General features: G+C 34.0%; 17 protein-coding genes, 1 tRNA gene and 1 pseudogene. 5 read left to right on the forward strand and 14 right to left on the reverse strand.

Annotated elements, in window-relative coordinates:
* Positions 1-73: 73 nt before the first annotated feature.
* The 4 genes from EDB96_RS09650 to EDB96_RS09665 all read left to right on the forward strand — a co-directional run bounded on the left by EDB96_RS09650 (position 74) and on the right by EDB96_RS09665 (position 7,185).
* On the forward strand, positions 74-2,335 hold the full coding sequence (locus EDB96_RS09650; RefSeq protein WP_134140490.1) for a GH92 family glycosyl hydrolase: 2,262 nt from the start codon (positions 74-76) through the stop codon (positions 2,333-2,335).
* Between the two features lie 170 nt (positions 2,336-2,505).
* Positions 2,506-4,791, forward strand: a complete 2,286-nt coding sequence (locus tag EDB96_RS09655) for a GH92 family glycosyl hydrolase (RefSeq protein ID WP_134140491.1) — start codon at positions 2,506-2,508, stop codon at positions 4,789-4,791.
* 6 nt (positions 4,792-4,797) lie between these two features.
* The gene (locus EDB96_RS09660; protein ID WP_134140492.1) at positions 4,798-6,261 is read left to right on the forward strand and encodes a glycoside hydrolase family 125 protein; all 1,464 of its coding nucleotides are present in this window, start codon (positions 4,798-4,800) and stop codon (positions 6,259-6,261) included.
* 24 nt (positions 6,262-6,285) lie between these two features.
* A complete protein-coding gene (locus EDB96_RS09665) occupies positions 6,286-7,185 on the forward strand; it encodes an ROK family protein (protein ID WP_134140494.1) in 900 nt (299 codons plus the stop codon).
* Positions 7,186-7,378: 193 nt separating this feature from the next.
* Here EDB96_RS09665 and EDB96_RS09670 read toward each other — a convergent pair.
* The 7 genes from EDB96_RS09670 to EDB96_RS09700 form a co-directional block, all read right to left on the reverse strand.
* Positions 7,379-7,466: transfer RNA gene (locus EDB96_RS09670), tRNA-Ser, on the reverse strand.
* Positions 7,467-7,982: 516 nt separating this feature from the next.
* The gene (locus EDB96_RS09675) at positions 7,983-8,885 is read right to left on the reverse strand and encodes a hypothetical protein (protein WP_134140495.1); all 903 of its coding nucleotides are present in this window, start codon (positions 8,883-8,885) and stop codon (positions 7,983-7,985) included.
* Positions 8,886-8,941: 56 nt separating this feature from the next.
* Positions 8,942-9,859, reverse strand: coding sequence for a protein-glutamine glutaminase family protein (locus EDB96_RS09680; RefSeq protein ID WP_134140497.1), 918 nt, complete (start codon positions 9,857-9,859; stop codon positions 8,942-8,944).
* Positions 9,860-10,055: 196 nt separating this feature from the next.
* Positions 10,056-11,111 carry an MBL fold metallo-hydrolase gene (locus EDB96_RS09685; RefSeq protein WP_134140498.1) on the reverse strand — a complete coding sequence of 352 codons (1,056 nt, stop codon included), beginning with the start codon at positions 11,109-11,111 and terminating at the stop codon, positions 10,056-10,058.
* A gap of 43 nt (positions 11,112-11,154) precedes the next feature.
* A complete protein-coding gene (locus EDB96_RS09690) occupies positions 11,155-12,039 on the reverse strand; it encodes a hypothetical protein (protein WP_134140499.1) in 885 nt (294 codons plus the stop codon).
* Between the two features lies 1 nt (position 12,040).
* Complete coding sequence (locus EDB96_RS09695) at positions 12,041-13,339, reverse strand: patatin-like phospholipase family protein (protein ID WP_166669290.1); 1,299 nt, start codon at positions 13,337-13,339, stop codon at positions 12,041-12,043.
* Between the two features lie 879 nt (positions 13,340-14,218).
* Positions 14,219-15,388 (reverse strand): IS3 family transposase, encoded by a 1,170-nt coding sequence (locus EDB96_RS09700; RefSeq protein WP_134140504.1) that lies wholly within the window; start codon positions 15,386-15,388, stop codon positions 14,219-14,221.
* A 424-nt stretch (positions 15,389-15,812) separates the two neighbouring features.
* Here EDB96_RS09700 and EDB96_RS09705 point away from each other — a divergent pair, with 424 nt between their 5' ends.
* On the forward strand, positions 15,813-17,018 hold the full coding sequence (locus EDB96_RS09705) for a WG repeat-containing protein (protein WP_134140505.1): 1,206 nt from the start codon (positions 15,813-15,815) through the stop codon (positions 17,016-17,018).
* A gap of 323 nt (positions 17,019-17,341) precedes the next feature.
* On the opposite strand, the gene EDB96_RS09710 is transcribed toward EDB96_RS09705, so the two are convergent.
* From EDB96_RS09710 to EDB96_RS09740, 7 genes and pseudogenes are all read right to left on the reverse strand, one after another.
* The gene (locus EDB96_RS09710) at positions 17,342-17,914 is read right to left on the reverse strand and encodes an SRPBCC family protein (RefSeq protein WP_134140506.1); all 573 of its coding nucleotides are present in this window, start codon (positions 17,912-17,914) and stop codon (positions 17,342-17,344) included.
* A 224-nt stretch (positions 17,915-18,138) separates the two neighbouring features.
* Positions 18,139-18,759: a hypothetical protein gene (locus EDB96_RS09715; RefSeq protein WP_208326192.1), complete on the reverse strand. Its 621-nt coding sequence runs from the start codon at positions 18,757-18,759 to the stop codon at positions 18,139-18,141.
* 52 nt (positions 18,760-18,811) lie between these two features.
* Positions 18,812-19,420: a hypothetical protein gene (locus EDB96_RS09720; protein WP_134140509.1), complete on the reverse strand. Its 609-nt coding sequence runs from the start codon at positions 19,418-19,420 to the stop codon at positions 18,812-18,814.
* Positions 19,421-20,573: 1,153 nt separating this feature from the next.
* A pseudogene (locus EDB96_RS21315) lies at positions 20,574-20,717 on the reverse strand (HAD-IA family hydrolase); the annotation flags it as partial.
* 72 nt (positions 20,718-20,789) lie between these two features.
* A complete protein-coding gene (locus EDB96_RS21260; protein ID WP_262712544.1) occupies positions 20,790-20,918 on the reverse strand; it encodes a hypothetical protein in 129 nt (42 codons plus the stop codon).
* 354 nt (positions 20,919-21,272) lie between these two features.
* Positions 21,273-21,818, reverse strand: coding sequence for a nucleotidyltransferase family protein (locus tag EDB96_RS09735; RefSeq protein ID WP_134140510.1), 546 nt, complete (start codon positions 21,816-21,818; stop codon positions 21,273-21,275).
* A gap of 808 nt (positions 21,819-22,626) precedes the next feature.
* Positions 22,627-22,983 (reverse strand): transposase, encoded by a 357-nt coding sequence (locus tag EDB96_RS09740; RefSeq protein ID WP_243839329.1) that lies wholly within the window; start codon positions 22,981-22,983, stop codon positions 22,627-22,629.
* Positions 22,984-23,055 lie beyond the last annotated feature (72 nt).

A 23,055-nucleotide genomic window follows, 5' to 3' on the forward strand; every position in this document is an offset into this window, starting at 1 on the left:
GAGATACAAAGGGACAAAGGTTTCGTAGAGACGCACTGTATTGCGTCTAACACGCAGAATTAAAAGATAAAATATGAGAATACTATTAAGCGGTGTCTTGGCATTAAATTTATTTTTTGCTAATCCGGCAATTTCACAGCAAAAAAAAGGAAAACAAACCGATATAAATTATACACAATATGTAGATCCGCTTATTGGTTCGGCGGGGCATGGTCATGTTTTTGTGGGGGCCAATGTTCCTTTTGGAGCGGTGCAGTTAGGTCCGGTAAATATTTTTGAAGGCTGGGACTGGTGCAGCGGTTACAATTATGCCAGTAATACCATTTTGGGTTTCACACACACGCATTTAAGCGGAACTGGAATTGGCGATTTAAATGATATTTTGGTGCTTCCTGTAAGTGGAAAAGTCAGTTTGACAAAAGGAACGAAAGAAGATATGGTAAACGGTTACGGTTCGTATTTCTCTCATAAAAATGAAGTGACTAAACCAGGATATTACAGCGTTTTATTGGATAAATATAAAGTCAAGGCCGAATTAACAGCCAGCGAAAGAGTTGGTTTTCATAAATATACTTTCGAAAACACAAGCGATTCACATATTTTAATTGATTTGGCTGACGGAATTGGCTGGGACAGACCCGTAAAAACTCTCATTAAAAAAATAAGCGAAACCAAAATTGAAGGATATCGCTATTCTGCAGGCTGGGCTTCAGATCAGCGTATTTATTTTGCGATGGAATTTTCTGAACCAATCACCAATATGATGGTTTATGATAGTACAGCTGTGATGAAAGGAACGGAAGGAGAAGGCTTGAAAATAAAAGCGGTTTTAGATTTTAAAACTTTAAAAAACAAACAGATTCTGGTAAAAGTCGGAATTTCTCCAGTAAGTGCCGAAAATGCATCTGCCAATATAAAAGCAGAAATTCCTGATTGGGATTTTGAAGCTGTCGTAAAATTGGCAGATTCAAAATGGAACAAGGAACTTAATAAAGTTCAGATTAAAGCTGATGAAAAAATAATGAAAGTTTTTTACACTTCATTGTACCATACCATGTTTGCTCCTTCTATTTTTAATGATGCCAACAGAGATTACAGAGGAACAGACAAAAAAGTGTATGAAAAAGCCAATTTTACCAACTACACGACTTTTTCGCTTTGGGATACTTACCGTGGACTGCATCCATTGTACACCATTACACAACCTGAAAAAATCAATGATATTGTAAAGTCGTTTTTAGCGATTTATCAGCAGCAGGGCAGATTGCCGGTTTGGCATTTAATGGGTAACGAAACTAATACAATGAATGGAAATCATTCTATTGCCGTTATCGTCGACGCTTATTTAAAAGGATACCGAGATTATGATGTCAATTTAGCTTACGACGCCATTAAAAAAACAGCAATGCAAACGCGTGACGGAATGGATTATGTTCAGAGATTAGAATATATTCCTGCCGATAAAATGCTGGAATCTGTTGGAAATGCTTTAGAATATGCTATCGATGATTATTGTATTGCTTTGATGGCAAAAGCTTTAAATAAAACAGACGATTATAATTATTTTACCAAAAGAGCCAATTTATACAAACTGTATTTTGATAAAGAAACCACTTTTATGCGCGGTAAATTAACCAATGGAAATTGGAGGACACCGTTTAATCCGCTTTCTTCAGCACATCGAAAAGACGATTACGTTGAAGGAAATGCGTGGCAGTATACTTGGCTGGTTCCGCAAGATCCGTACGGTTTAATTGATTTGTTTGGCAGTGAAGATAAATTTATTGCAAAACTAGATTCACTTTTTTTAATAACTGATAAAGTAGAAGGTGAAGATGTTTCGCCAGATATCAGCGGTTTAATAGGTCAATATGCTCACGGAAACGAACCAAATCATCATATTCCGTATTTGTATGCTTATGCTGGACAGCCTTGGAAAACAGCGAAATTAATTCGAGAAATCGATGATAAATTCTACTCAACAAAACCAGACGGATTATGCGGGAACGAAGATTTAGGACAAATGTCGGCTTGGTATATTTTATCTTCTATGGGATTTTATTCGGTTAATCCTGCAAACGGAATTTATGTTCTAGGAAGTCCGTTAGTAAACAGTGCTGAAATTCATCATAAAAAAGGCATTTCATTTACAATAAATGCGGTTAATAACGGCGCATCAAATATCTACATCCAAAAAGCAGAATATAACGGAAAGCCATATACAAAATCATATATCACGCAGGAGATGATCGTAAAGGGAGGAGAATTGAAATTATACATGGGAAGCAAACCGTCATCAACTTTTGGGGTTAAGAAAGAAGATAGGCCAATTTAGTATTGAAAAGTAAAAAGTAAAAAGTAAAAAGTAAAAAGTAAAAAGTAAAAAGTAAAAAGTAAAAAGTAAAAAGTAAAATGTAAAATGTAAAGTGTAAAGTGTAAAGTGTAATGGACAGATCACATTTACATCTCACATCTCACATTTCACATTTCACAAATCACAAGACTATGAAAATAAAGAGTTTAATTTTTTTAGGAATATTACAATCCTGTCTTTTTTTAAACGCGCAGGTAAAAGCTTTAGATCCTGTAGAATATGTAAACCCGTTAATGGGAACACAATCATTACATAATCTTTCGAACGGAAATACATATCCCGCCATCTGCAGGCCGTGGGGAATGAATTTCTGGACGCCTCAAACGGGCAAAATGGGCGATGGATGGGCTTATACATATACAGCAGAAAAAATTAGAGGATTTAAACAGACCCATCAGCCTTCGCCTTGGATGAACGATTACGGTCAGTTTTCGATTATGCCCGTTACTGGTAAATTGGCTTTCGCCGAAGACGAAAGAGCAAGTTGGTTTAGTCATAAAGCGGAGGTTTCAAAACCTTATTATTACAGCGTTTATTTGGCCGATCATGACGTTACGACCGAAATTACAACAACTGAAAGAGCAGCACATTTTCAGATTACATTTCCCGAAAACGAAAAATCTTCTATTGTAATCGATGCTTTTGATAAGGGTTCTTATATCAAAATAATTCCATCAGAGAATAAAATAATAGGTTATACAACACGAAACAGCGGTGGTGTTCCACAAAATTTCAAGAACTATTTTGTATTAGAATTTGATAAAAAGTTTGAAAGTAATTCGACTTGGTTGGATAAAGATTTAACCGCTGATAAATTAGAAGCTGAAGGAAATCATGTAGGAGCAGTTATCGGATTTCAAACTAAAAAAGGAGAAAAAGTAAATGTTAGGGTGGCATCCTCTTTTATAAGTCAGGAGCAGGCAGAATTGAATCTGAAGAACGAATTAGGCACGTCGACTTTTGAAGAAACAGTTTCGCAATCTAAAGCAGAATGGAATAAAGTTCTTGGGAAAATTGCGGTAGAAGACACCAATACCGATCAGTTAAAGACTTTTTATTCTTGTTTATACCGTACAGTTTGTTTTCCTCAAAAACAATATGAAATTGATCAAGACGGAAAAATTGTGCACTACAGTCCATACAACGGAAAAGTGTTGCAAGGCTATATGTATGCGGGAACGGGATTTTGGGACACTTTCCGTGCTTTATATCCTCTGTTAAATCTCGTTTATCCTTCTATAAACAAAGAAATGCAGGAAGGATTAATAAACGATTATAAAGAAGGCGGATTTCTGCCAGAATGGTCAAGCCCAGGTTTTAGAAATGTAATGGTAGGAAATAATTCTGCTTCTGTAGTTTCTGATGCTTACATGAAAGGATTACGCGGCTATGATATCAATACTTTATACGAAGCTTTGCTGCACGGAGCCAATAATGAAGGGCCAATGGATGCTGTGGGCAGAAAAGGAGTTCAATATTACAATACTCTTGGGTATGTTCCGTATGACGTGAAGATTAATGAAAATGCGGCTAGAACACTTGAATATGCCTATGATGATTTTGCGATTTGGAAATTGGCAAAAGCATTAAATCGCCCGAAAAAGGAAATCAGCCTTTTTGAAAAACGAATGCTGAATTATAAAAAACTGTACAATTCGGAAATTGGATTAATGAGCGGACGAAATAAAGACGGAAGTTTCCCTCCTAATTTTAATCCGTTTAAATGGGGAGATGCCTTTACTGAAGGAAACAGCTGGCACTACAGCTGGAGTGTTTTTCATGACATTCAAGGTTTGATTGATTTAATGGGAGGAGAGAAAAATTTCACAGCGAAATTAGATGCAGTATTTACAATGCCTCCCGTTTTTGATGACAGTTATTATGGAGCCGTTATTCATGAAATCCGCGAAATGCAGATTATGAATATGGGACAATACGCTCACGGAAACCAGCCAATTCAGCACATGATTTATTTGTACAATTATGCAGGAGAGCCTTGGAAAACACAATATTGGTCAAGAGAAGTCATGAATCGTTTGTACAAGCCTACTCCAGATGGTTATTGCGGAGATGAAGATAACGGACAAACTTCTGCTTGGTATATTTTCTCAGCCATGGGATTCTATCCAGTTTGTCCGGGAACAGAAGAATATGTTTTGGGAGCGCCTTTGTTTAAGAAAACAACTTTGCAGTTAGAAAACGGAAAGCAACTTATTATCAATGCGCCTAATAATTCAGAAACTAACAAATATGTAAACGAATTAAAATGGGATAATGTTCTTCATTCTAAAAATTACATCAATCACTTTGATGTGTTGAAAGGAGGAGAATTAAATTTTGATATGACCAATTCTCCTAATTTTAAAAGAGGTACAACAAAAGAAGCATTCCCATATTCTTATTCAACTTCAAAATAAAAATATATGCAGTCACGTAGAAAATTTATAAAAAACGCAGGCATTTTTTCAGCAGGATTATTAGCACTTCAGACAGAAGCTTTCGGATTTAATTCAGATACTTTTCAGTTTCCACTAAAAGATTTTATTTCAAAAAGACCTCCCGTTGCCGAAAGAAAATTTACAAGTAAAGCAATTGAAGCCGCTATCGTGCGCATTAAAAAACAAATTGCCAATCCAGAACTGGCGTGGATATTTGAAAACTGTTTTCCAAACACTTTAGATACCACTGTCGATTTTGAAATTATTGATGGAAAGCCAGATACCTACGTAATTACAGGAGATATTGATGCTATGTGGTTAAGAGACAGTACAGCGCAGATCTGGCCGTATATTCCGTTTGTAAAAGAAGATCCAAAACTGGCAGAATTGGTAAAAGGAGTAATTAATCGTCAAGCGAAATGTATTCTTTTGGATCCGTACGCAAATGCCTTTTATAAAGATTTTACAAAAGAAAGCGAGTGGAAAAATGATCTTACCAAAATGCAACCTGGAATTCATGAAAGAAAATGGGAAATTGACAGTTTGTGTTATCCCGTTCGATTAGCGCATGGATATTGGAAAGCAACAGGAGACATCAGTTTGTTTGATGCAAAATGGAAAGAAGCGATGCTTTTAATTCTGCAGACTTTTAAAGAACAGCAGCGAATGGATGGCAAAGGCGGACCTTATAGTTTTCAGCGTCAGACGGCGTGGGCAACAGACGGAGTTCCGCTAGGAGGTTATGGTTATCCTGTAAAACCTTGCGGACTAATCGTTTCAACTTTCAGACCAAGCGACGATTCTACTTTATTCGGTTATCTGATTCCGAGTAATATGTTTGCGATCGAAATCTTAGGATATCTAATTGAAATTTTTTCTCTTCCAGCCTTAAAGGATAATGATTTAGTTGCGAAAGCCACAAAATTAAGAGATGAGGTTCAGAAGGGTCTTAATGAACACGGAGTCATCAATCACCCAAAATTCGGAAAAATTATAGCTTTTGAAGTAAACGGATATGGCAGTTTCCACATGATGGACGATGCCAATGTACCGTCATTATTATCATTGCCGTATTTAGGTGCTATTGCTCCAAATGATCCTTTATATCTGAATACAAGAAAAGTAGTACTGTCTGAGAATAATCCATTTTTTTATAAAGGAAAAGCAGGAGAAGGTATTGGTGGTCCGCACACAGGAGTAGATACGATTTGGCCAATGAGTATTGTTTTGAGAGCCATTACAAGTGTAGACGAAAAAGAAATAAAAAACTGCATCAGCAATTTAATACAAACAAATGCCGATACTGGATTTATGCACGAATCATTTCATAAAGACGATGTAAACAAGTTTACGCGTAAATGGTTTGCTTGGGCGAATACATTATTTGGTGAAATGATTGTTCACACCAGTGTCCATTACCCTCATATTTTGAAAGATAAAAATATCTAGTACTAAAAAGCGAAATAATTAAAAATGAATACATCACACGCCATTGGGCTTGATATAGGAGGAACGCATATTACAGCTGCGGTTATTAATAAAACAGAGATGAAGATTCTTGATTTTTCTCTCTGTAAAGAATCTTTCGATTCGAATAGACCTGCAGATGAGGTTATGAGCATTTGGAAAAAAGTAATTCACACCGCAATAGAAAATTCTAAAATTAAAGATATCGCAGGAATTGCAATTTGCATGCCTGGACCATTTGATTATAAAAATGGCATTTGCTGGATTAAAGATCAGTCTAAATACGAACATTTTTACGGATTAAACATTCGAGAATTGCTTTTAGAAACTCTAGATTTTCCTGCAAATTTTCCAATTCTTTTTGAAAATGACGCTGTTTGTTTTGGAAAAGGAGAAGTTTTTAAACAACAGGAAAATCTTTCTAAAAAAGTAATGGCTGTAACATTAGGCACAGGATTAGGAGCTTGTTTTATTGACAAAGGAGCATCAATAAGTTCGGGTAATTCTGTTCCCGCTGATGGCGAAATATACAATTTATCTTATAAAGATGGAATTGCAGAAGATTATGTTTCAGTTAGAGGTCTTTTATCACATTACAAATCATTAAGTGGTAGCGATCTTAATAATGGTTTAGAACTTTACAATCTAGCGAAAAATGGAGATAAGCAGGCAATTCAGGTATTTGAAAGAATGGGAGAGGACTTAGCAACAGTCGCAATTCCATGGATTGCCAACTTTACAGCAGATCATATTATTATTGGTGGAAAAATAGCCAATGCAAGCGATTTGTTTTTGCATTCCTTTAATAAAATAATTCAGGAATCTGATTTTAAAATTGAGGTTTCCATTTCAAATGACAATGAAGTTGCAGCCTTATTAGGAGCAGTCAGTTTTCTTTGTGATTAAAAATAAAAACGGATGAGTCAATTACTCATCCGTTTTTATTTTACAGTTGTTTTAAAGCTTCTTAGGTTGCCTTTGTAAAAGTTTTGTCGGTTCTGTGAAAACAGTATATTTTCTATTAAAAGCAATAAAAAAAATCCTTTAAATCGTAAGATTTAAAGGATTTGACTTTTAGAGTTTCTTCTGAAACTCAATCTGGCGGAGGAAGAGGGATTCGAACCCCCGGACCTGTTACAGTCAACAGTTTTCAAGACTGCCGCATTCGACCGCTCTGCCATTCCTCCAATAGAACGCAATAATTTTCTCATTGCGGGTGCAAAGATAAAATGTTTTTTCAATTCTAGAAATTTATTTAATAGTTTTCTTAAGAAAATATATTTTTTCGCGTTTATAGCTTTAATTTAAAGTGTTAATTAATTGTAATTCAGTGTTTTAATTAATAAAAAATTGAATATTAATTGATCTTAGTTATTTCTATATATTTTGATATGATTAGTTCAAATTGTGTCCGCACTGTGGACACAATTGAAAGTATTTGTAAATGTTTTGAATGATTCTGAAAAATCTTATCAATGCTTTCCTGTTAAGCGCAATGGAAAAACAGAAGCAGATGGTTTTTACCGGAAATGGAGCTAAAGTTGCTTGAGCAAGAGCTCGCAAGCTTTCTTTAGAAATCTAGAAAGTTTTAAAAGAAATTAAAAAGTTTCTAGCCAAGAACTAAACAATAATCCACTATTATTTAAAATGCCTTTAAATTTAATTTGAAGGTATTTTACATTTTATTGATTTCTAATACTTTTTTAGAGGCCAATAGCAATTGAAAAATTGTTATTATTACCTGCAATAGTCTCTTGAAAAAAGTGCTGATAACCAATTTTAAGATTAAACTTATTATTTTCAGCTATTTTAAATGCAAAATAAGATTGAAACGACGTTACATAATCTTTGTCCGTATTAAATAAACTTTGAATTATCTCCTTTTGTCCCACCGCACCCTGAAGTATCATTGAAAACAGCCATTTCCCTGGCTCATATTCCCCGTTGCTACTATAAAATCCTGCTTCACCATCTCCTTGAAATGTAAAACCAACACCGCCAGAGCCAACAATTTCGATAGAATAGTCATTTGTTTTTGGGTGAAAAATATTCAATCCTCTAGCATCAGCATAAAATCCAAAAAGCATTTTTTCCTGGTAATGTTCATTATTGCTTATTTTAAATGATGGCATTATACGCATAGTAATTGGTGCTGCCTCATAATCTAAAACGTCAATTGCACTGGCACCGCTTATGGAATCATAAGATGTTGATAGCTTTGAGATCAGCATAAAAGGAATATTGTATTTATAATTTGTGTTTTTGTCGACCGGAGTAAAAACTTTAATCTTATATGAAATAACTTGAGAATTGACTGATAATCTATTGGCACCTTTGTTAATCAAAGAAAGTGCCAAAGAGTTATTTTTAAAAAAATCAACATCTTTGCTTTCTTTTGTGTCTGTACTAAGAATTCCATTAGTTTTTAAAGTTGTTGCGTCAGTACTTTTATTTGCCGCAACATATCCTTCCATATCAAATTTTTTATATTTCTCTTCTACTTTTTCCACAAAATTTGGTTCTTGCGCCAATGTAGTAAAAGGGGCTTGTGCAGATAATTTTGAAAATAAAATGAAGAATAAAATTAGGGTAAAGTTTTTTTTCATAGATTCTAATTATTTATTTCAGAGTTTGACAAATACTATTGACTACTTATTAAATTTTAACGAACTGCATCTAATCTCTTTTTCCAGGCGGACTTACTTGACGCAAATTGCTTTTGAAATGGGGCAAGAAAATCTTTATATGGTTTAATTTCATCGCTCACTATTGTTCCTTTCAATGCATTTGTCAGGCTGTCAAAATTTTCAATGAGATTTATAAAGACTTTTCTCTTCTCTGATGAAGGATTTTCTTTTAAAACATCCTTAATCATTTTTATTGCAACCTCATTAACAGCCAACGCTTCTTCGACCCACATTTCTTGTAAACTTATTCCATCGTTGCGAAAAAAGTCGCCAGTAAGCAAGCCATCCATACATGGAGGAAGTGGGTAAGCAGTATTATTACAGTAATACTTAAATTTGTCGGTGGTTGCATAATTATACCATACCGGATCGATAATTGTAAAATATGATGTTGGTGCATTTTGCAAATCAAGCCACTTTTGTTGTGTGATTAACTCATCACTTAATGCAGGATCAACTATCATAGGAACAACCTCCTTACCTTCATTCACAAATACGAGTATTGCAACATGATATGCCCAACTTATATTTGGGCTTAGTCCAGCTTTGCTCGTGGCAGTTGGTTTTTGGGATTTATTAAACAGCGAAACTAGCATTGGATCAAAATTCCATATTTTATAGTGTTTGATTTTTTTTGCATTTAGCAATAATGATACTGCATGTGCTCTTTTTTCACAGCCAGCATAAGAATATTTAAATTCAATACCGGTTTCATTTTTAACATAATTAAAGATATCCACAGCTTGCTTCATAGATACGAGCTGATCGTCTGTATAATTGCTGAACGTTGGCAGACTTCCAAAACCTTGAGAATATGATATCGTAAATTTTGTTTGTCCTTTTGATAAATTGACTATTAATAAAAAAATGATTAAATAAATTGACTTTTCCATTTTAAATCTGGTTTATAATAATATTATTTGTGACCACTTAAAAACAATTCTACATAATTTCAACAAACTTATCGCGTTTATTTATTAAAACTGAATCGAATACTCTAACTAAAAAAGGAAAAGAGCTAAAGCTGGAAGCAGAGAAATCTCAAAAGTAATTGATTAAAAAAGCTTCGTTTGAATTCGGTTTTACGTGCTAAATTTTCGTATATAAATCATTATTAATTTTTGTTGATCTTACATTTTCTGAACGTGGATTTCTTCCAATACACGCTAATACATGAGTATCTTCATATTTATTACCAGAATTATCGGCAAACTTTGGCTTCATAATATTTATGATTTCGGTGGAAATATTATTATCACTACCATGATGCGGAATTTTCAACCAATAGATATCTTTTAACTCTTTTTCCCAATCTGGAATATTTTTAAAAGAACAAATTCCTGCATCTCCTGTAAACAGATATCTATCTGTAATATTATCAATTGAAATTATTATGCTAGCCTTATTAGTTGGAGTTAATTTAGCGTTTAAATCTGTTTTAAGGAATTGACAAGGATTATCTAAGTAACTGCTTAATGCCACAAATCTTTCAAAATTTACGATCCCTTCCATTTTAATGTCAACTATTTCCTCAAGCAAAAGTTTTTCTAATGGATGAGAATCTGGAAAAAGGCTATTGTAATATTCTTCAGTTGGACCTAAAACTTTCATTTCTGGCCACCCGGGATAAAAATAACCAGCAAAAGCTTGTCGCAATTTATGAGGTGGTATCTTACGTACAAATGTATCCAGTTGGTTTATAGACTCAATCAGTAAATTCCTTTTGTCAATAATAGCTACTTCTTGAACATGCTTATTAAATGACATAAAACTACTATCAAGCAGAAGCTCGTCCGTAATTTTCAAATGATTTAGTTCTTCACTTGAATTTTTAAATGTTAAAGCTTCATTTACCAATTTTGAAGAATGATGTACCCATACTTCTTTTATATTATCTATGTAGTCATCTATTAATGGAATTAATCCGCCAATATGATCACTATCGTAATGTGTTGCGACTACTATATCAGGTGCTGATTTTCCATTCTTTTCTAATATTGGAACAAGCTTTGGCTTAACCGTCGAATGATAATGGCTGGCTTCCCCTCCGTCGATAACCACAACTAGATTTTCGCTTTCTTTTTTTAATGTAACTATTATCGCATCTCCATCACCAACATTTAATACGTCAATTGTTCCCTCCATATTTATAGCTATTTTTTGTTGAACATTATTATTAATATGAAAATTATAGATTTAAAGTACCGATGTAAGTCCCTAAGGAGTGATTCGTGATTCTTTCATTTTTAAGAAAATCTACTGTGTAACTTGTACTTGAAGAATAAAAATGCACTTTTCCTTGAAGACATTCCATAGTAATATCTTGTGCTGAATTTTGAGTTATTGTGTTGTAACCTTTATAATAATCAATATCATCGCAAGAAGCTTCTCCAATAATTATTACTTTTGGCTTAATTTCATCCAGAAACTTTTTAGAAACCTTTCCCGATTTTCTTCCATGGTGAGGCGCAATCAAAATATCTGTAGCCGGAATACTTATATCATTAATAATGGAATCCATAAAAGGTGTTTCAAGGTCTCCCATCCAGATTACAGAAGCTCCATTTTGTAGCGAATATCTAAAAATAGGTGAAATATTATTAGGACTTTCTCCTACGTTGGCCTTTTCTAATGCAGTAAGAAAGGTTCTATTATCTGAAATTGGCCACAATATATTTATTCCCGAAGATCCTCTTTCAGCATCACCTAGATTCATCCATTTTCTTGTAACTCCTTCACTAATATAAAAAGCTTTATCTGAATCATGTAATTCTCTATACTTTTGAAAGTCTACATTATCTGAATTTTTTAAAGCATCATTTTTCACAACGTAAAAATTCGCAATACCAATTTCTTCATCCAATGTTTTGATACCACGTATATGATCCAAATCAGGTGAGGTAGAAATAAATCTTACAATTCCCTTTTCTTTAGCTAAACTTTTAAGTTCATTTATTCTGACGATTTTATCATCATTAATCAAATTACAATCAATTATAGTAAAGTTATCACTACCATGGAAGATATAAAACATATCCCCGTTACCTACAGAAATGGATTTTATTACACTCATTTTATAATAGTTTTGCTAAAGTTGGACAGTAAAGCTTTATTAATATTTCAGTAAGTACTTCTCCGTGCGTGGATAATCTAGTTATTGTCTCTTTTTTCAAAGCTGTTAGATTTGTACCTACCCTAGAAATCTCATCAATTTGTTCGTCAATTAGTCCATTCTTAATTATCTCAGTTAAGCCAATCTTCTTTGAAAGATAATCATAAAGTTCTTCAATACTCAGATTAAGTTTATCCTCATCAACTTCATGATAATCAAGTACGATTTGAGAAATTTGATTATTCTTCGCGGCTCTAACAAACTCAACCAAACATGATTTATATTTCCAATTTAGTGAAAAGTAAGCAATTTCTTTATCTGCAGAATACACGTCCCGAATAAACTGTAAATTCTTTATCTTTCTCATCATTACATCTAAAGCACGATAAAGGATAAAGACAGTATTAAATGATAAAAAATTACCTGTAAAAGGCTGTGAGCCATCACTTACAATTAAAATATCACATGAATACGTAGAATTTTTCTGAGTTAATTTGTGAATTCCTTGATTATCATACAAACCACCATCAATAAGTTTGGGTTTTACCCTAAATTTATCTTTCTCACTTTCAAAGTAAATTCTATCTATCTCAACGGGTCCAAATGGAACTGGAACACAAGTACTTGATGCAACAGCAATAGCTACTGGCATCTTTGAACAATTAAATCCAATAGGCTTTCCCCCATCTTTAATATACTCATAACTAGAATCGGAGCATTTTCTTCTTGAAAATGTAAATAATGTCCCCGTAGATAAGTTAGTTGCGTTAATAGCTAAAAGAGGTTTACTTGGCAAATCTGAGATTGTTGACTTCCCGAAGAAAATACTTTTGTATGCTTTAATTTTCAATTTAGTTAAGGGAAAAATTTTGAAAGGAAAAATAAATAATAAAACAACTAATACTAAAAGCAAGCAATTAACTAACCATTTGGGAAGCTGTAAATTTAAGGGATCAAATAGTAAGAAAGAGACATAGCCCAACAAAATAATTGAAGTAGTGAGAAAACGTGTACTCAATAATATCTTTCGAATACAACTTTTTTGTAATTTTTGTGTAAAAGATTTTTCAAAATTTTCAAAATCTCCCTTGTTCAGTGCATAATACGTTCCAATTATGGATCCTCCAGAAATTGTTGAAATGACATCAAGATTCTCCAAAATCTTCATTTCATTTAATTTCCTAAACACTCCCAAATGAAATGCAGCTGCACGATATCCACCTCCTGATAAGGCCAACCCAATTTTAAATTTTTCCTTCAATATGTAATTTAATTAAATTTATAGGGCTAAAATAAACTTTCTCTAGTGGATTGATTAGCGTATTTTTACCTGTTTTTTATAAATAAAAGTATAAATCAATGAAATTTTTAGTTAAAAATTAGTATAATATTTACAAATACACATTGATGCAACTTCAAAGAAAGTATCAGTTACATTACTGAAATAATATTAGCCATATTACATGAAGATAATCCCAATCGCCATAATCTAAAGTCACATGTAAGTGCGTCCCCATCTAATAATTTTGTAAAACCTTTTAAAACTGAAACGCAGGAGTGATAAATGATTGTGATTCCCCGAAAATCTCGAACATTAGTTAAGACAAATTTAAAAGGCTCATCGCTGCTGCATTTGTTCCCAATGATTTTTGCTTTCCCGCCTTATTTTTGACTTGTCGCAGATATAAATATGCATTCTACAGTTGTGTAACTGCCTGCTTATTACCGAGAATTTCAACTTGAAGCAGATTAATCACATTCCCTAATCTCATGAAATCATCAAAAGTTAATGCACTGAATATGATCAATAACTAAATGATTTATTATTAATATGCTTAAATAACGTAGCAACTGGAAAAGCGGTAAATAATAAAATAAAATTAAGAGCAGAAATAACTTTATTATTTCAAAAAATTAAATTAGGTTATGATCGCTCTGCAGTTCGAACCTCAGTAGAGAAAATTTTGAATTTAATGAATTTTAAGAAGAATTTGCGTTATGTGCCACGAGTACGCCACAAGACTTGGAGCACTATATTATTTGTAAATTCGCTAGCTTTTTGCAGCAGAAAAGGTATCAATTCTGTTAAATAAAGAAATTAAAATATTATTAATTACACCAAAGTGGGTTAAAAAGCAAACTAATTGCTTTTTACGGAAGATAATTGTTTTTGGAATTCTTCGATTGTTAAATATTCAAGAGCTGAGTGTCTTCTGCAGGTGTTGTAGAAATTTTTGATATAATTGGTGACTGATGTTTTTGCTTTTTTAATGGATGTATATTGGTTTTGATAAATTAACTCTGATTTAATTGTCTTGAAAAAACTTTCTGCAACTGCATTGTCGTAGCAGTTTCCTTTTCTGCTCATACTCTGAGTAATCTGATTGCTTTTAGATAAAATGTATACAAAGGCTTTGCAGGCATATTGGATTCCGCGGTCTGAATGAAATATTAATTTTTGGTTTCGAATTAATGGACGGTTGCGCAAGGCCTGCTTAAAAGCAGCTATAGTTGTATCTATTGCTTTCATTGTTTTGCTTATGGACCAGCCTATAACTTTACGATCGAAAAGGTCTATAACCGCGGTAAGGTATATCCAGCCTTTCTTAGTTTGGATGTAGGTAATGTCAGATACCCAGACTTGGCTTTGGTTTCTAACTTTAAATTCCTGATTTAATAAATTGTCAGCTGGATATTTGGGAGATGAGATTGTAGTTCTTTTGAACTTTAGTTTTGCGACCCGTTGAAGATGATTCTCTAGCATTATCTTTCCAACATACGTGCGGGATACATTTATGCCTATTGCTGAAAGTTCTTTAGTGACTCTTATGCTTCCGTACCTTCCTTGGCTCCAATGATAAATTCTTAAAATTTCAGATGTTATAAATATTTTTCTTTCAGCTCTGCTCGTTGGTAGGTCTTTCCTCCATCTGTAGAAACAGCTTGAATCTACCTTGAAAATTTTACACATCTTAATAATTGGAAATTTATCACAGTTTTCCATAATGAATTTATAGCGAAGCCGTCTTTTTTGTAAAATAATTCCTGTGCTGCTTTCTAAAATATCCTTCTCTATCTGAATATTTTTGATTTCTTTTTTTAATCTTATTATTTCTTTCTGGTCGGCATCTAAATCTGATTTTTTCTCAAGGGTCAGTTTTCCTTCCTTGTAAAGTTTCTTCCAATGTTGGAGGCTATTTTTACTGATGCCCAATTCTTGAGCTACAGTTAATACACTTCTATATTGATTACTGATTGTGACGGCACAAATTTTAAATTCCAGCGGCCACTTTTTTCGAGTATTTTCCATGGTTTCAAATTTATAGAGTAATGAATTGTTTTGTAATTATTTATTCTTACAATTTATCAAATTAAAATCTAATAAGTGTTTTTAAAACCGCCTTAGCTTTTTGTGGCAAAAAAGGTATCACCTCCATATTATAGACAGTGAGAATATTGCAGTTATTATTTATTTATTTATTTATTTTTACGAAATAGTTCGCTGTGTAAGGTTTCGCTGATTCTGTTAATGCAGGCTTTGTGGTATGATTATTCAGAGAAGTTTCCGGTTTCTCTGTGTAAAGTTCGAATTAACAACAACCATCCAAGAAAGATTTTAACATCACTTAGCTGGGACCATATTAGGAGATTTATCCCAAATATAATTTTAATAGCTGTAGAACAATATTTGGTGAATTAGGTAAAATATTAATTAATACAAAATTTAGAAATGTATGCAGAAATCAAAGATTCATTTAGTATCACTTCTTATCTTCATTATACTATGTCAGCCTGTTTTTAGTCAATATATTCCGTACTGTGAGAAAGGTAAATGGGGATTTGCAGATATTGATGGTAAAATAATCATACCATGTATATATGATGCTGTGGACTTTTACTCTGATGATAACCTTGCAAAAGCAAAAAAAACAGAAAAGATAGGATATATTAACAGGGAAGGAGTGACAGTAATTCCATTTCAATATGACCAATGCACCCGAATTTATGAAGTTTATCATGGCCAGCACTCAGTAGGGATTAAAAACAATCCTGATATACATTTAAATAAAGATTTTGATTTCCAGGACATTCCTAATAATAGATTTATTGTCACCAAAAACAAAAAAATCGGTGTGATGCGTCTTATGGATGGAAAACCTAAGGTATTAATTCCCCTGACCTATTCCAGGATTCAATTTGATCCTTCAAATAAAACATTTCACTGCGATTACAATGGCAGCACGGTATATTTTAGTGCAAACGGAAAAAAGCTTACAGAACAAGAAGTTAATAACATTGAGAAAATTCAGTATTCAGGGGTTATCATGGGAGAAATGGAAAGCCCAAAAATTATTAAAAGCAAAGGTAAAATGGGGGTTATTCTGAAAAATACTTCGCGGATGCAGGTCGCCTTTGATACATTAGTTCCTGCAATTTATGATGACATCATTACTGAAAAATATGACAATAACTATGCTCCGGGCAACGATGTATTTGGTGTAAGGATTGGCAGAAAGTGGGGGATAGCCGGCAGTAAAAATATTGTTCTTCTGCCAGTTGACTTTGATGAGATCAATTTTGATCTGAGTAAAGACTCAAGGCACTGGGCAGCTTATCAGCGTATTTTTGTAGTTAAGAAAAACAATCGATGGGGAATTATTGGAAAGAAGAATGACAGCAGCATAGATCTCAACGTACTTCTTCCTTTTGAATTCGACAAAATTAATAAAATGTATTACTCTTATCTTGTGGTTGAGAAGGAGAATAGATTTCAGGTATTCAATATGGAGACTTACAATTTAATCAGTGGGAAAAATTATTCATCAATAAAGCCATATGAATATGAATCAGTTAATGATTTCCAGATCTTTGAAGTGACTAATAAATTAGAGCAGACTGTATATGTTGGAAAAAATGGTGTGGAATTTTTTACAGATTAGTGAGAAATTATTAGTTTCAGCAATCCTTCTGTTTTGCTTCACTTTATACCTTAAACTTAAAGCTGGAGCAATTTTATAAAATATAAGTTGTTGATTGGAATGGGGAGATTATCTTAATACTTTAGGGAAAGGATTAATATATAATCGAACCTAAACTCGGGAAAGCTAGATTTTACTTAGTTTTTCACTTTCTCAAAAAGTAATGTGCCAAGATTCTGCCACAAAACTAGCAGCATGTCATTTAGTTTATAAAACTTTAGCTTTGTGACAAAATCAGAGCAGATATATTTAAGATATTATAATTATTTGCAGACAGCTGATTCTTACCTAATTTTGATGTTTTCTGATTCAGTTTTTAAATCATTTAGCCAGTGTGTTATTGAAGTATCAAGTCCCGATTGAAATTTGCTTTCAAATAAAGCAACTAACCAGCCTTCCATACTTTCATTAACTTCCACAAGTGTTCTTCCATTTAGATTTTTGAATTTCCAGGAATGAATGGCAAAAGATCCAAATGCTGGTCCCGACCAAACTATTTTTTTGTTTGAATTAACGGTGTTTAACGTTGAATGAATAGTTAAACCGTTCGATTGCCAGTCAAAGGACACACCTTCTTTAAACGAACCATTAATTTTACTGCTTGAAATCTCATTCTGCCATGAACTCCACTTATCCACATCGCAAAAAATCCTCCATACTTTTTCAATTGCAGCATTAATTACAATTGTTTTTTTTGTTTTGACAGGGGCGTCATTTCTAATTTCTGCCGAAGCTTTATAATCACTCTTATATTCAAGAATCACTACACAGACTGCTAATACAGCTGCAGCGGACAGAACGGCTTTCAATACTTTTTTCCAGATTTTGTTTTTCATATGCATAATTAAATGTCTCATAGTCTTTTTTTAAGTGATTTGATGAGACAAAACTACAATGGAGATAGCCGCTAAAATTGTAAGAAAACGAAATCAGCTTTTTGAGTAGCAGTTATCCCGCTGTAATTTGAGATATTTGGCCGAAACTACATGTTTATAATGCTTAAAAAAGGGCGGACATTTGTCCGCCCTTTTATTAATTGTTGTTTCCGTGAAAAATATTGGAATTGAAATAAATTTTTCCTTTATTTTAATTTCTCTAATGCCTTAAGTACCTTGTGTTTTCGAAGCTGCACAAATTTCGTTGTGTAGGTAAACGAGCCTTTCTTTTCAGGATAGGTAATAATCATTTTGAGCAGTATGCCGTGAAATTTATCCTCAAGACCACGAAAAAACACAGGGGGGCTGTTTTTGGCCGGGCAGGGCTGCAGATAAACCTCATAGCGCTCTCCCTCCTTGGTTAGATAACTGACTTTTTTGACTTTCTTTCCCTGTAAAAATGAGTTTTCAGTTTTGTAAGTTTCATTTTTATGCCATACAGCTGTGAATTTAAATCCCATTTTCTTTTTACCGAGAGGCTCCCATGGAATTTTATTAGTCTGTTTTTCAAGATCCTTTCCAATATCTTTGAACCTGTCTTTTTTAAAATCAATAAGATAATACGTTTCTAATAATTCCTGCATGTCTGTTTTGCCGTTGAAATCCGATAGATATATTCCCAGCATCTTTTGGACCGCAAACCGGTGGCTTACAAAAATGCTGTCATCAGGCAATTTCAGTGATTTGCCTAGTTTGCCATATCCTCTGCTTACCAGTGAAATCACATATACACCCTTAGAGTTCTGCGAAAAGTTTTTTACCGGCATAAGCATTAGAAAGAAAACACAAACCAAAAAGGGGAAAGAAAAGATTTTCATATTAAAAACCGTTGTTGTACAAACCGTTTGACCCAACGACACTGGTAATATTTGCAAATCTGTTTCCATGTACTGGAACGGGCGTACCTTGAGGAGCATTTAAATTCCCTCCCACTGTGAACCATGCGGAGTACTGGCCGGGTGCTGTACTGCTGCTGGTTTCGGACCATCCGAGAGGCCCATAATCGCCCGAAAGATAGCTGGCTTGATGCTGGGCCGAATAGATGGAGTAACGGCCCTGAAAAGGCGAAAGAGGACCATTATCTCCAACCATAAGATTTTCCTGCGAAATCAGGTTGAATAAGCCCAGAGCATTTTTTAGAATGGTCCATCTGTAAATAAGCCTTTGCAGGCCGCCCGAGAAGTTATCCAGTTCTACGCTGGCTCCATAATCAGGCTCGGACTGGTTCTGGGGCTGAAGCTGCATATATTCCCCAATAGTATAGGAAGCTGTTTTTGCACTGTTTTTTGAATCTGAATTTATTTTTATAGTCGCATTTGAACTGCTTCCTTCTATCAAATATTTGTAATCCTCAGGCTTTTTATCCAGATGATTTACAATAAGCTGTCTTTCAGACTGGCTTAAGGTGCTTTTATCAGGGGTCCTCATCAGCCTGATCACTGCGGCATCTGCCTCAGTCTGCCGGTTTTGAGTTTCTTCTGCACAGGAATACAGCATTCCTAAAATGAAAACTAAAATAATTTTCTTCATAATTTTAAAAAGTTAATGTTATTAATAATTACGCTGTGTAATTTTAAGTAAGAGCGGTAAATAGATAAAATGGGCGGAAGAAAAAAAGTTAAAAAAAAGTTAATTTTGTAAGTTTAATATGTAGTATTCTGATTACGAAATGATTAGGGAAGTGATGTTTTTCAGTGCATTAAAGCAGACTCTAATTTTAGAAGTAAAAAAAGTTCACTTAATTTTATTTTTAATCTTACCATAGGTGCAAAAATATAATGAACACAAATGGAATAAGCCAATTTCTCATCTTAGTGGAACTACAGGCAATAGTAAAAGTTATTTTTTGCAGCCCAAAAAATCGCAGCTCCACTTTTAAACAAGAAAATAAATGACGCTTTTCTGGTTTCTGTTTTTTTTGTGACGCAGTTTATATAGCCGTATTCATTTAAATCTTTTATGCACCTGTGATACGCAGCAGGACCGGACATTTCGGCTGTTTTCATAATTTCATGCCCGCAGGCTCTGACAGGATTGATACTGCCTTCATTGGCTCTGAATTGAAGCAGTGTGGCAAAAATTCCAATAGGGGTGATGCTGATGCGCTGGTCTTTATTAAATGTATAGCGGATAGGGTGTTTCTTTGTTTCTTTTACAAAATAAGGGTCGACATTTACAGGACAGCGATCAGGTAATCAGATGGGTGGGAATAATCGGTTGTTAGGAATTGTTTGCGGAATCTAATCGGGATGATTAGCATTGTCAATCGCATTTAATATTTTTTTAGGTTTAATATTATTTTTAGGAGCTTTTTCCCGCTATCCGCTGCAATCTTTTGCGCCTCCCGAAGCCTCGGGACCGGCACAAAAGGATTTCCACTGCTATCGGGGCTAAAAAAATGCTAACGGCTGTTAGCTGTTCACCCATTATCTCATAAAATCCCTGGCTAAGTTCCTTGCCATTTTATCAGTAATTTTTTCCCATTGGTTAGGATGGATTATTCCAATTCTTGATGTGTATAACGAAATATTTTCATCTAATAGGCCTCTATCAATAAGTGTTAGACTCTTAAAATTCCCTGTTAAATCTTGGCTGGTCCAGTAGACACTTTCATTCCTGCGCTTTTGCCTGCAAGCATTCCTGAATAGGAATCTTCAATGGCAGCACACTGCTCTGGTTCTACTTCCAGCTTACGGTATGTAGTTAAATATACACCAGGATCAGGTTTGCCATTTCGTTCTGATCAGAGGAGGATACTGCATCAAAATATTGTGCCAATTTTAATTTTTTGAAAATTTCAAATTCTGCTTTCTGCCACAAAGGTTCCCATTAAACCAGCACTCTGTCCATTAAAAATAATTGCCGTTGTTTGTAAGTTGCCACATCCATTTTCTGTAGTTATTTTAAAATCTGGACTTGGAACCATACTACAAGGTTTTAATGTTTACATGCGTTCTCTACATGATATGAGTGTATTTGGAATCTTCCTTGCTTATAGCCAGCTTAAAATTGGAAACAAAGATTTGGCAAGTTACTGTAGATGTCCACGGCCGCTTTGCAACGAGAAACTTCCGCAGCAAGACATTGTAAATCTGAATTTTACTTCTGCTAAATTATGCAACCAATCTGAAATTAAACTTAACTGTTGATCAGTAAATTCTCTTTGTGCGAGAAAAGTTTTAAGTCCAAATTTAATGAGCCATGATTTTGTCAAAGAATTTATACGTTAGTTATCTGTAAATGGCTTTGCCTTTCTTGCAGAAAAGCCATCATATAAAGTTCAAAGGGTTATGAATTTTAATTTTTTCCATTGGTTATTCCACTGTTTATCATCTGCTCTTTTTTGAAATATAATCTGGTTGAAATTTGGCGTAGGTCTAACCAGTAGATTAAATAAATCATCTAATCCGTAAGGCGCCAGTATTTCGATTTCATCATCTGAATTTAATCTAGCTGCCACCGCTGTTGCGGTTTCTGGCCAATGTGATATGGCATTTCTCGTATCATCATATTTGCTATGATTATTTCGAAGATGCATTCTCGCCTGATTTTTAACCGACCATTTAAAGGTTTTATTTAGTTCTAAAAGTTTTTCTTCAATTTCTTTTTCAAGCCTTTCCGAAATATCTGATTCATCAAAAAAGATTACATCCACATCGTTAAACTGTTCTGTTGTCAGCTCATGTAAAACATCCCAAACTTTATTTCTTATACATCCAGCTCCTACCCAGCAGTCATTTAATTTTAAACCTCTGATTATTTTGAGTATTTCAAAAATTTGTTCGTCTTCCGCCAATATTTGTATTAATTTAATTCTGTATTCCATCTTTAATTTACAGACTGTATCACATTGAGTTACTTATAGCCTTACATTTAGTCGCGCACTGCCTTGTGTAACAAAAATAATAAAAACCCTTGGACTTGATGAAGTATTAAGAAATACTATGGAATGTAAAAGAAGGGTTGCATTTTTTCAAGATATAAAATTGGCACCGTTTATTGGGGATTGCCTCAACTGAAATGTTGATCCAGATTCAAATAAGAAGTTTTTCTCTCGCCGCATAAATTTTTTGTAAAAAATAAATGTAAAAAAGGAGGCTGGAAAAGAAAGTAAAAAATTTAAATTAGAAATCGCCATTATAAGACTGGTAAAAACAAATGCTGAGGTATGGACCTTTGTCGAGTAAGACGTTTGTCCTATTTGGATCTTCTGCTGCCTTCATCTGTTTCTATGTAGGCTATATCAGAAACCCAGATTTCGTTTCTTCTGGCTGCCTTGAAAATTTGTTCTAATCTGTTTTCTGCTTATCTGTTATTACGGGGTGGGCTTGTAGTTTTTTTATATTTAGATTTTGCAATTCTTCTCAGATAGTTTTTCTTCATAATCTGCCCGACAAATTTTCTGGAAACTTTTATCTCTATGGAATCTAATTCTTTAGCAATTCTCGGGCTTCCGTATCGGCATGGCTCCAGTGGTAAATTCTTATAATTTCTTTTATTATATTGGCTTTCCGCACTACGTTGCAGTGGGTGTTCTTTTCCTCCATCGGAAGAACTGCTCTTGTGAATCTGAAAAATCCGGCACATCTTCTCGACAGGAAATATTTCAGCATTTTCTCTAATGAATTCATATTTCAACCGCCGCTCCTGGAGAAGATATTTTGAGCCTTTTTTAGGATGTGCCTTTCCATTTCTAATTCTTTTATCAGTTTCCGAAGATTCTGCAGCTCATTTTTATGGGATATTTCAGATGAAGTTTTCTTTATGGTAAATCTGCCTTCTTGGTAAAGCTTCTTCCAGTGCTGAAGGTTACTTGTAATGATGTTGAGTTCTCTTGCCACGTCGCAGACTCTTCCGCAGTGGATGCTCATGGAAGCGGCAACGATCTTAAAGTCTAAAGTAAAGGTTGTTCTCGTATTTTCCATGCTGTTTAAAATTAGCAGGAATAAAATTAGCTGCCAGTCAGAATTTTTGAGGCTATATATCTTCATTTTTTATTGCTTCAGATAAACACTGCCTAAGCTTTTAGTCGCAAAAAAGGTATCAACTCCAATTTTAAGCTA

The sequence above is a fragment of the Flavobacterium sp. S87F.05.LMB.W.Kidney.N genome, assembly GCF_004366435.1.
Lineage (GTDB): Bacteria > Bacteroidota > Bacteroidia > Flavobacteriales > Flavobacteriaceae > Flavobacterium.

What these genes read in the sequence shown, in the direction of transcription:
- EDB96_RS09650 (WP_134140490.1), top strand. Translation starts at nt 74, where the DNA reads ATGAGAATACTATTAAGCGGTGTCTTGGCATTAAATTTATTTTTTGCT.
- EDB96_RS09655 (WP_134140491.1), top strand. Translation starts at nt 2,506, where the DNA reads ATGAAAATAAAGAGTTTAATTTTTTTAGGAATATTACAATCCTGTCTT.
- EDB96_RS09660 (WP_134140492.1), top strand. Translation starts at nt 4,798, where the DNA reads ATGCAGTCACGTAGAAAATTTATAAAAAACGCAGGCATTTTTTCAGCA.
- EDB96_RS09665 (WP_134140494.1), top strand. Translation starts at nt 6,286, where the DNA reads ATGAATACATCACACGCCATTGGGCTTGATATAGGAGGAACGCATATT.
- EDB96_RS09675 (WP_134140495.1), bottom strand. Translation starts at nt 8,885, where the DNA reads ATGAAAAAAAACTTTACCCTAATTTTATTCTTCATTTTATTTTCAAAA.
- EDB96_RS09680 (WP_134140497.1), bottom strand. Translation starts at nt 9,859, where the DNA reads ATGGAAAAGTCAATTTATTTAATCATTTTTTTATTAATAGTCAATTTA.
- EDB96_RS09685 (WP_134140498.1), bottom strand. Translation starts at nt 11,111, where the DNA reads ATGGAGGGAACAATTGACGTATTAAATGTTGGTGATGGAGATGCGATA.
- EDB96_RS09690 (WP_134140499.1), bottom strand. Translation starts at nt 12,039, where the DNA reads ATGAGTGTAATAAAATCCATTTCTGTAGGTAACGGGGATATGTTTTAT.
- EDB96_RS09700 (WP_134140504.1), bottom strand. Translation starts at nt 15,388, where the DNA reads ATGGAAAATACTCGAAAAAAGTGGCCGCTGGAATTTAAAATTTGTGCC.
- EDB96_RS09705 (WP_134140505.1), top strand. Translation starts at nt 15,813, where the DNA reads ATGCAGAAATCAAAGATTCATTTAGTATCACTTCTTATCTTCATTATA.
- EDB96_RS09710 (WP_134140506.1), bottom strand. Translation starts at nt 17,914, where the DNA reads ATGAGACATTTAATTATGCATATGAAAAACAAAATCTGGAAAAAAGTA.
- EDB96_RS09715 (WP_208326192.1), bottom strand. Translation starts at nt 18,759, where the DNA reads ATGCCGGTAAAAAACTTTTCGCAGAACTCTAAGGGTGTATATGTGATT.
- EDB96_RS09720 (WP_134140509.1), bottom strand. Translation starts at nt 19,420, where the DNA reads ATGAGGACCCCTGATAAAAGCACCTTAAGCCAGTCTGAAAGACAGCTT.
- EDB96_RS21260 (WP_262712544.1), bottom strand. Translation starts at nt 20,918, where the DNA reads ATGGTTCCAAGTCCAGATTTTAAAATAACTACAGAAAATGGATGTGGC.
- EDB96_RS09735 (WP_134140510.1), bottom strand. Translation starts at nt 21,818, where the DNA reads ATGGAATACAGAATTAAATTAATACAAATATTGGCGGAAGACGAACAA.
- EDB96_RS09740 (WP_243839329.1), bottom strand. Translation starts at nt 22,983, where the DNA reads ATGAAGATATATAGCCTCAAAAATTCTGACTGGCAGCTAATTTTATTC.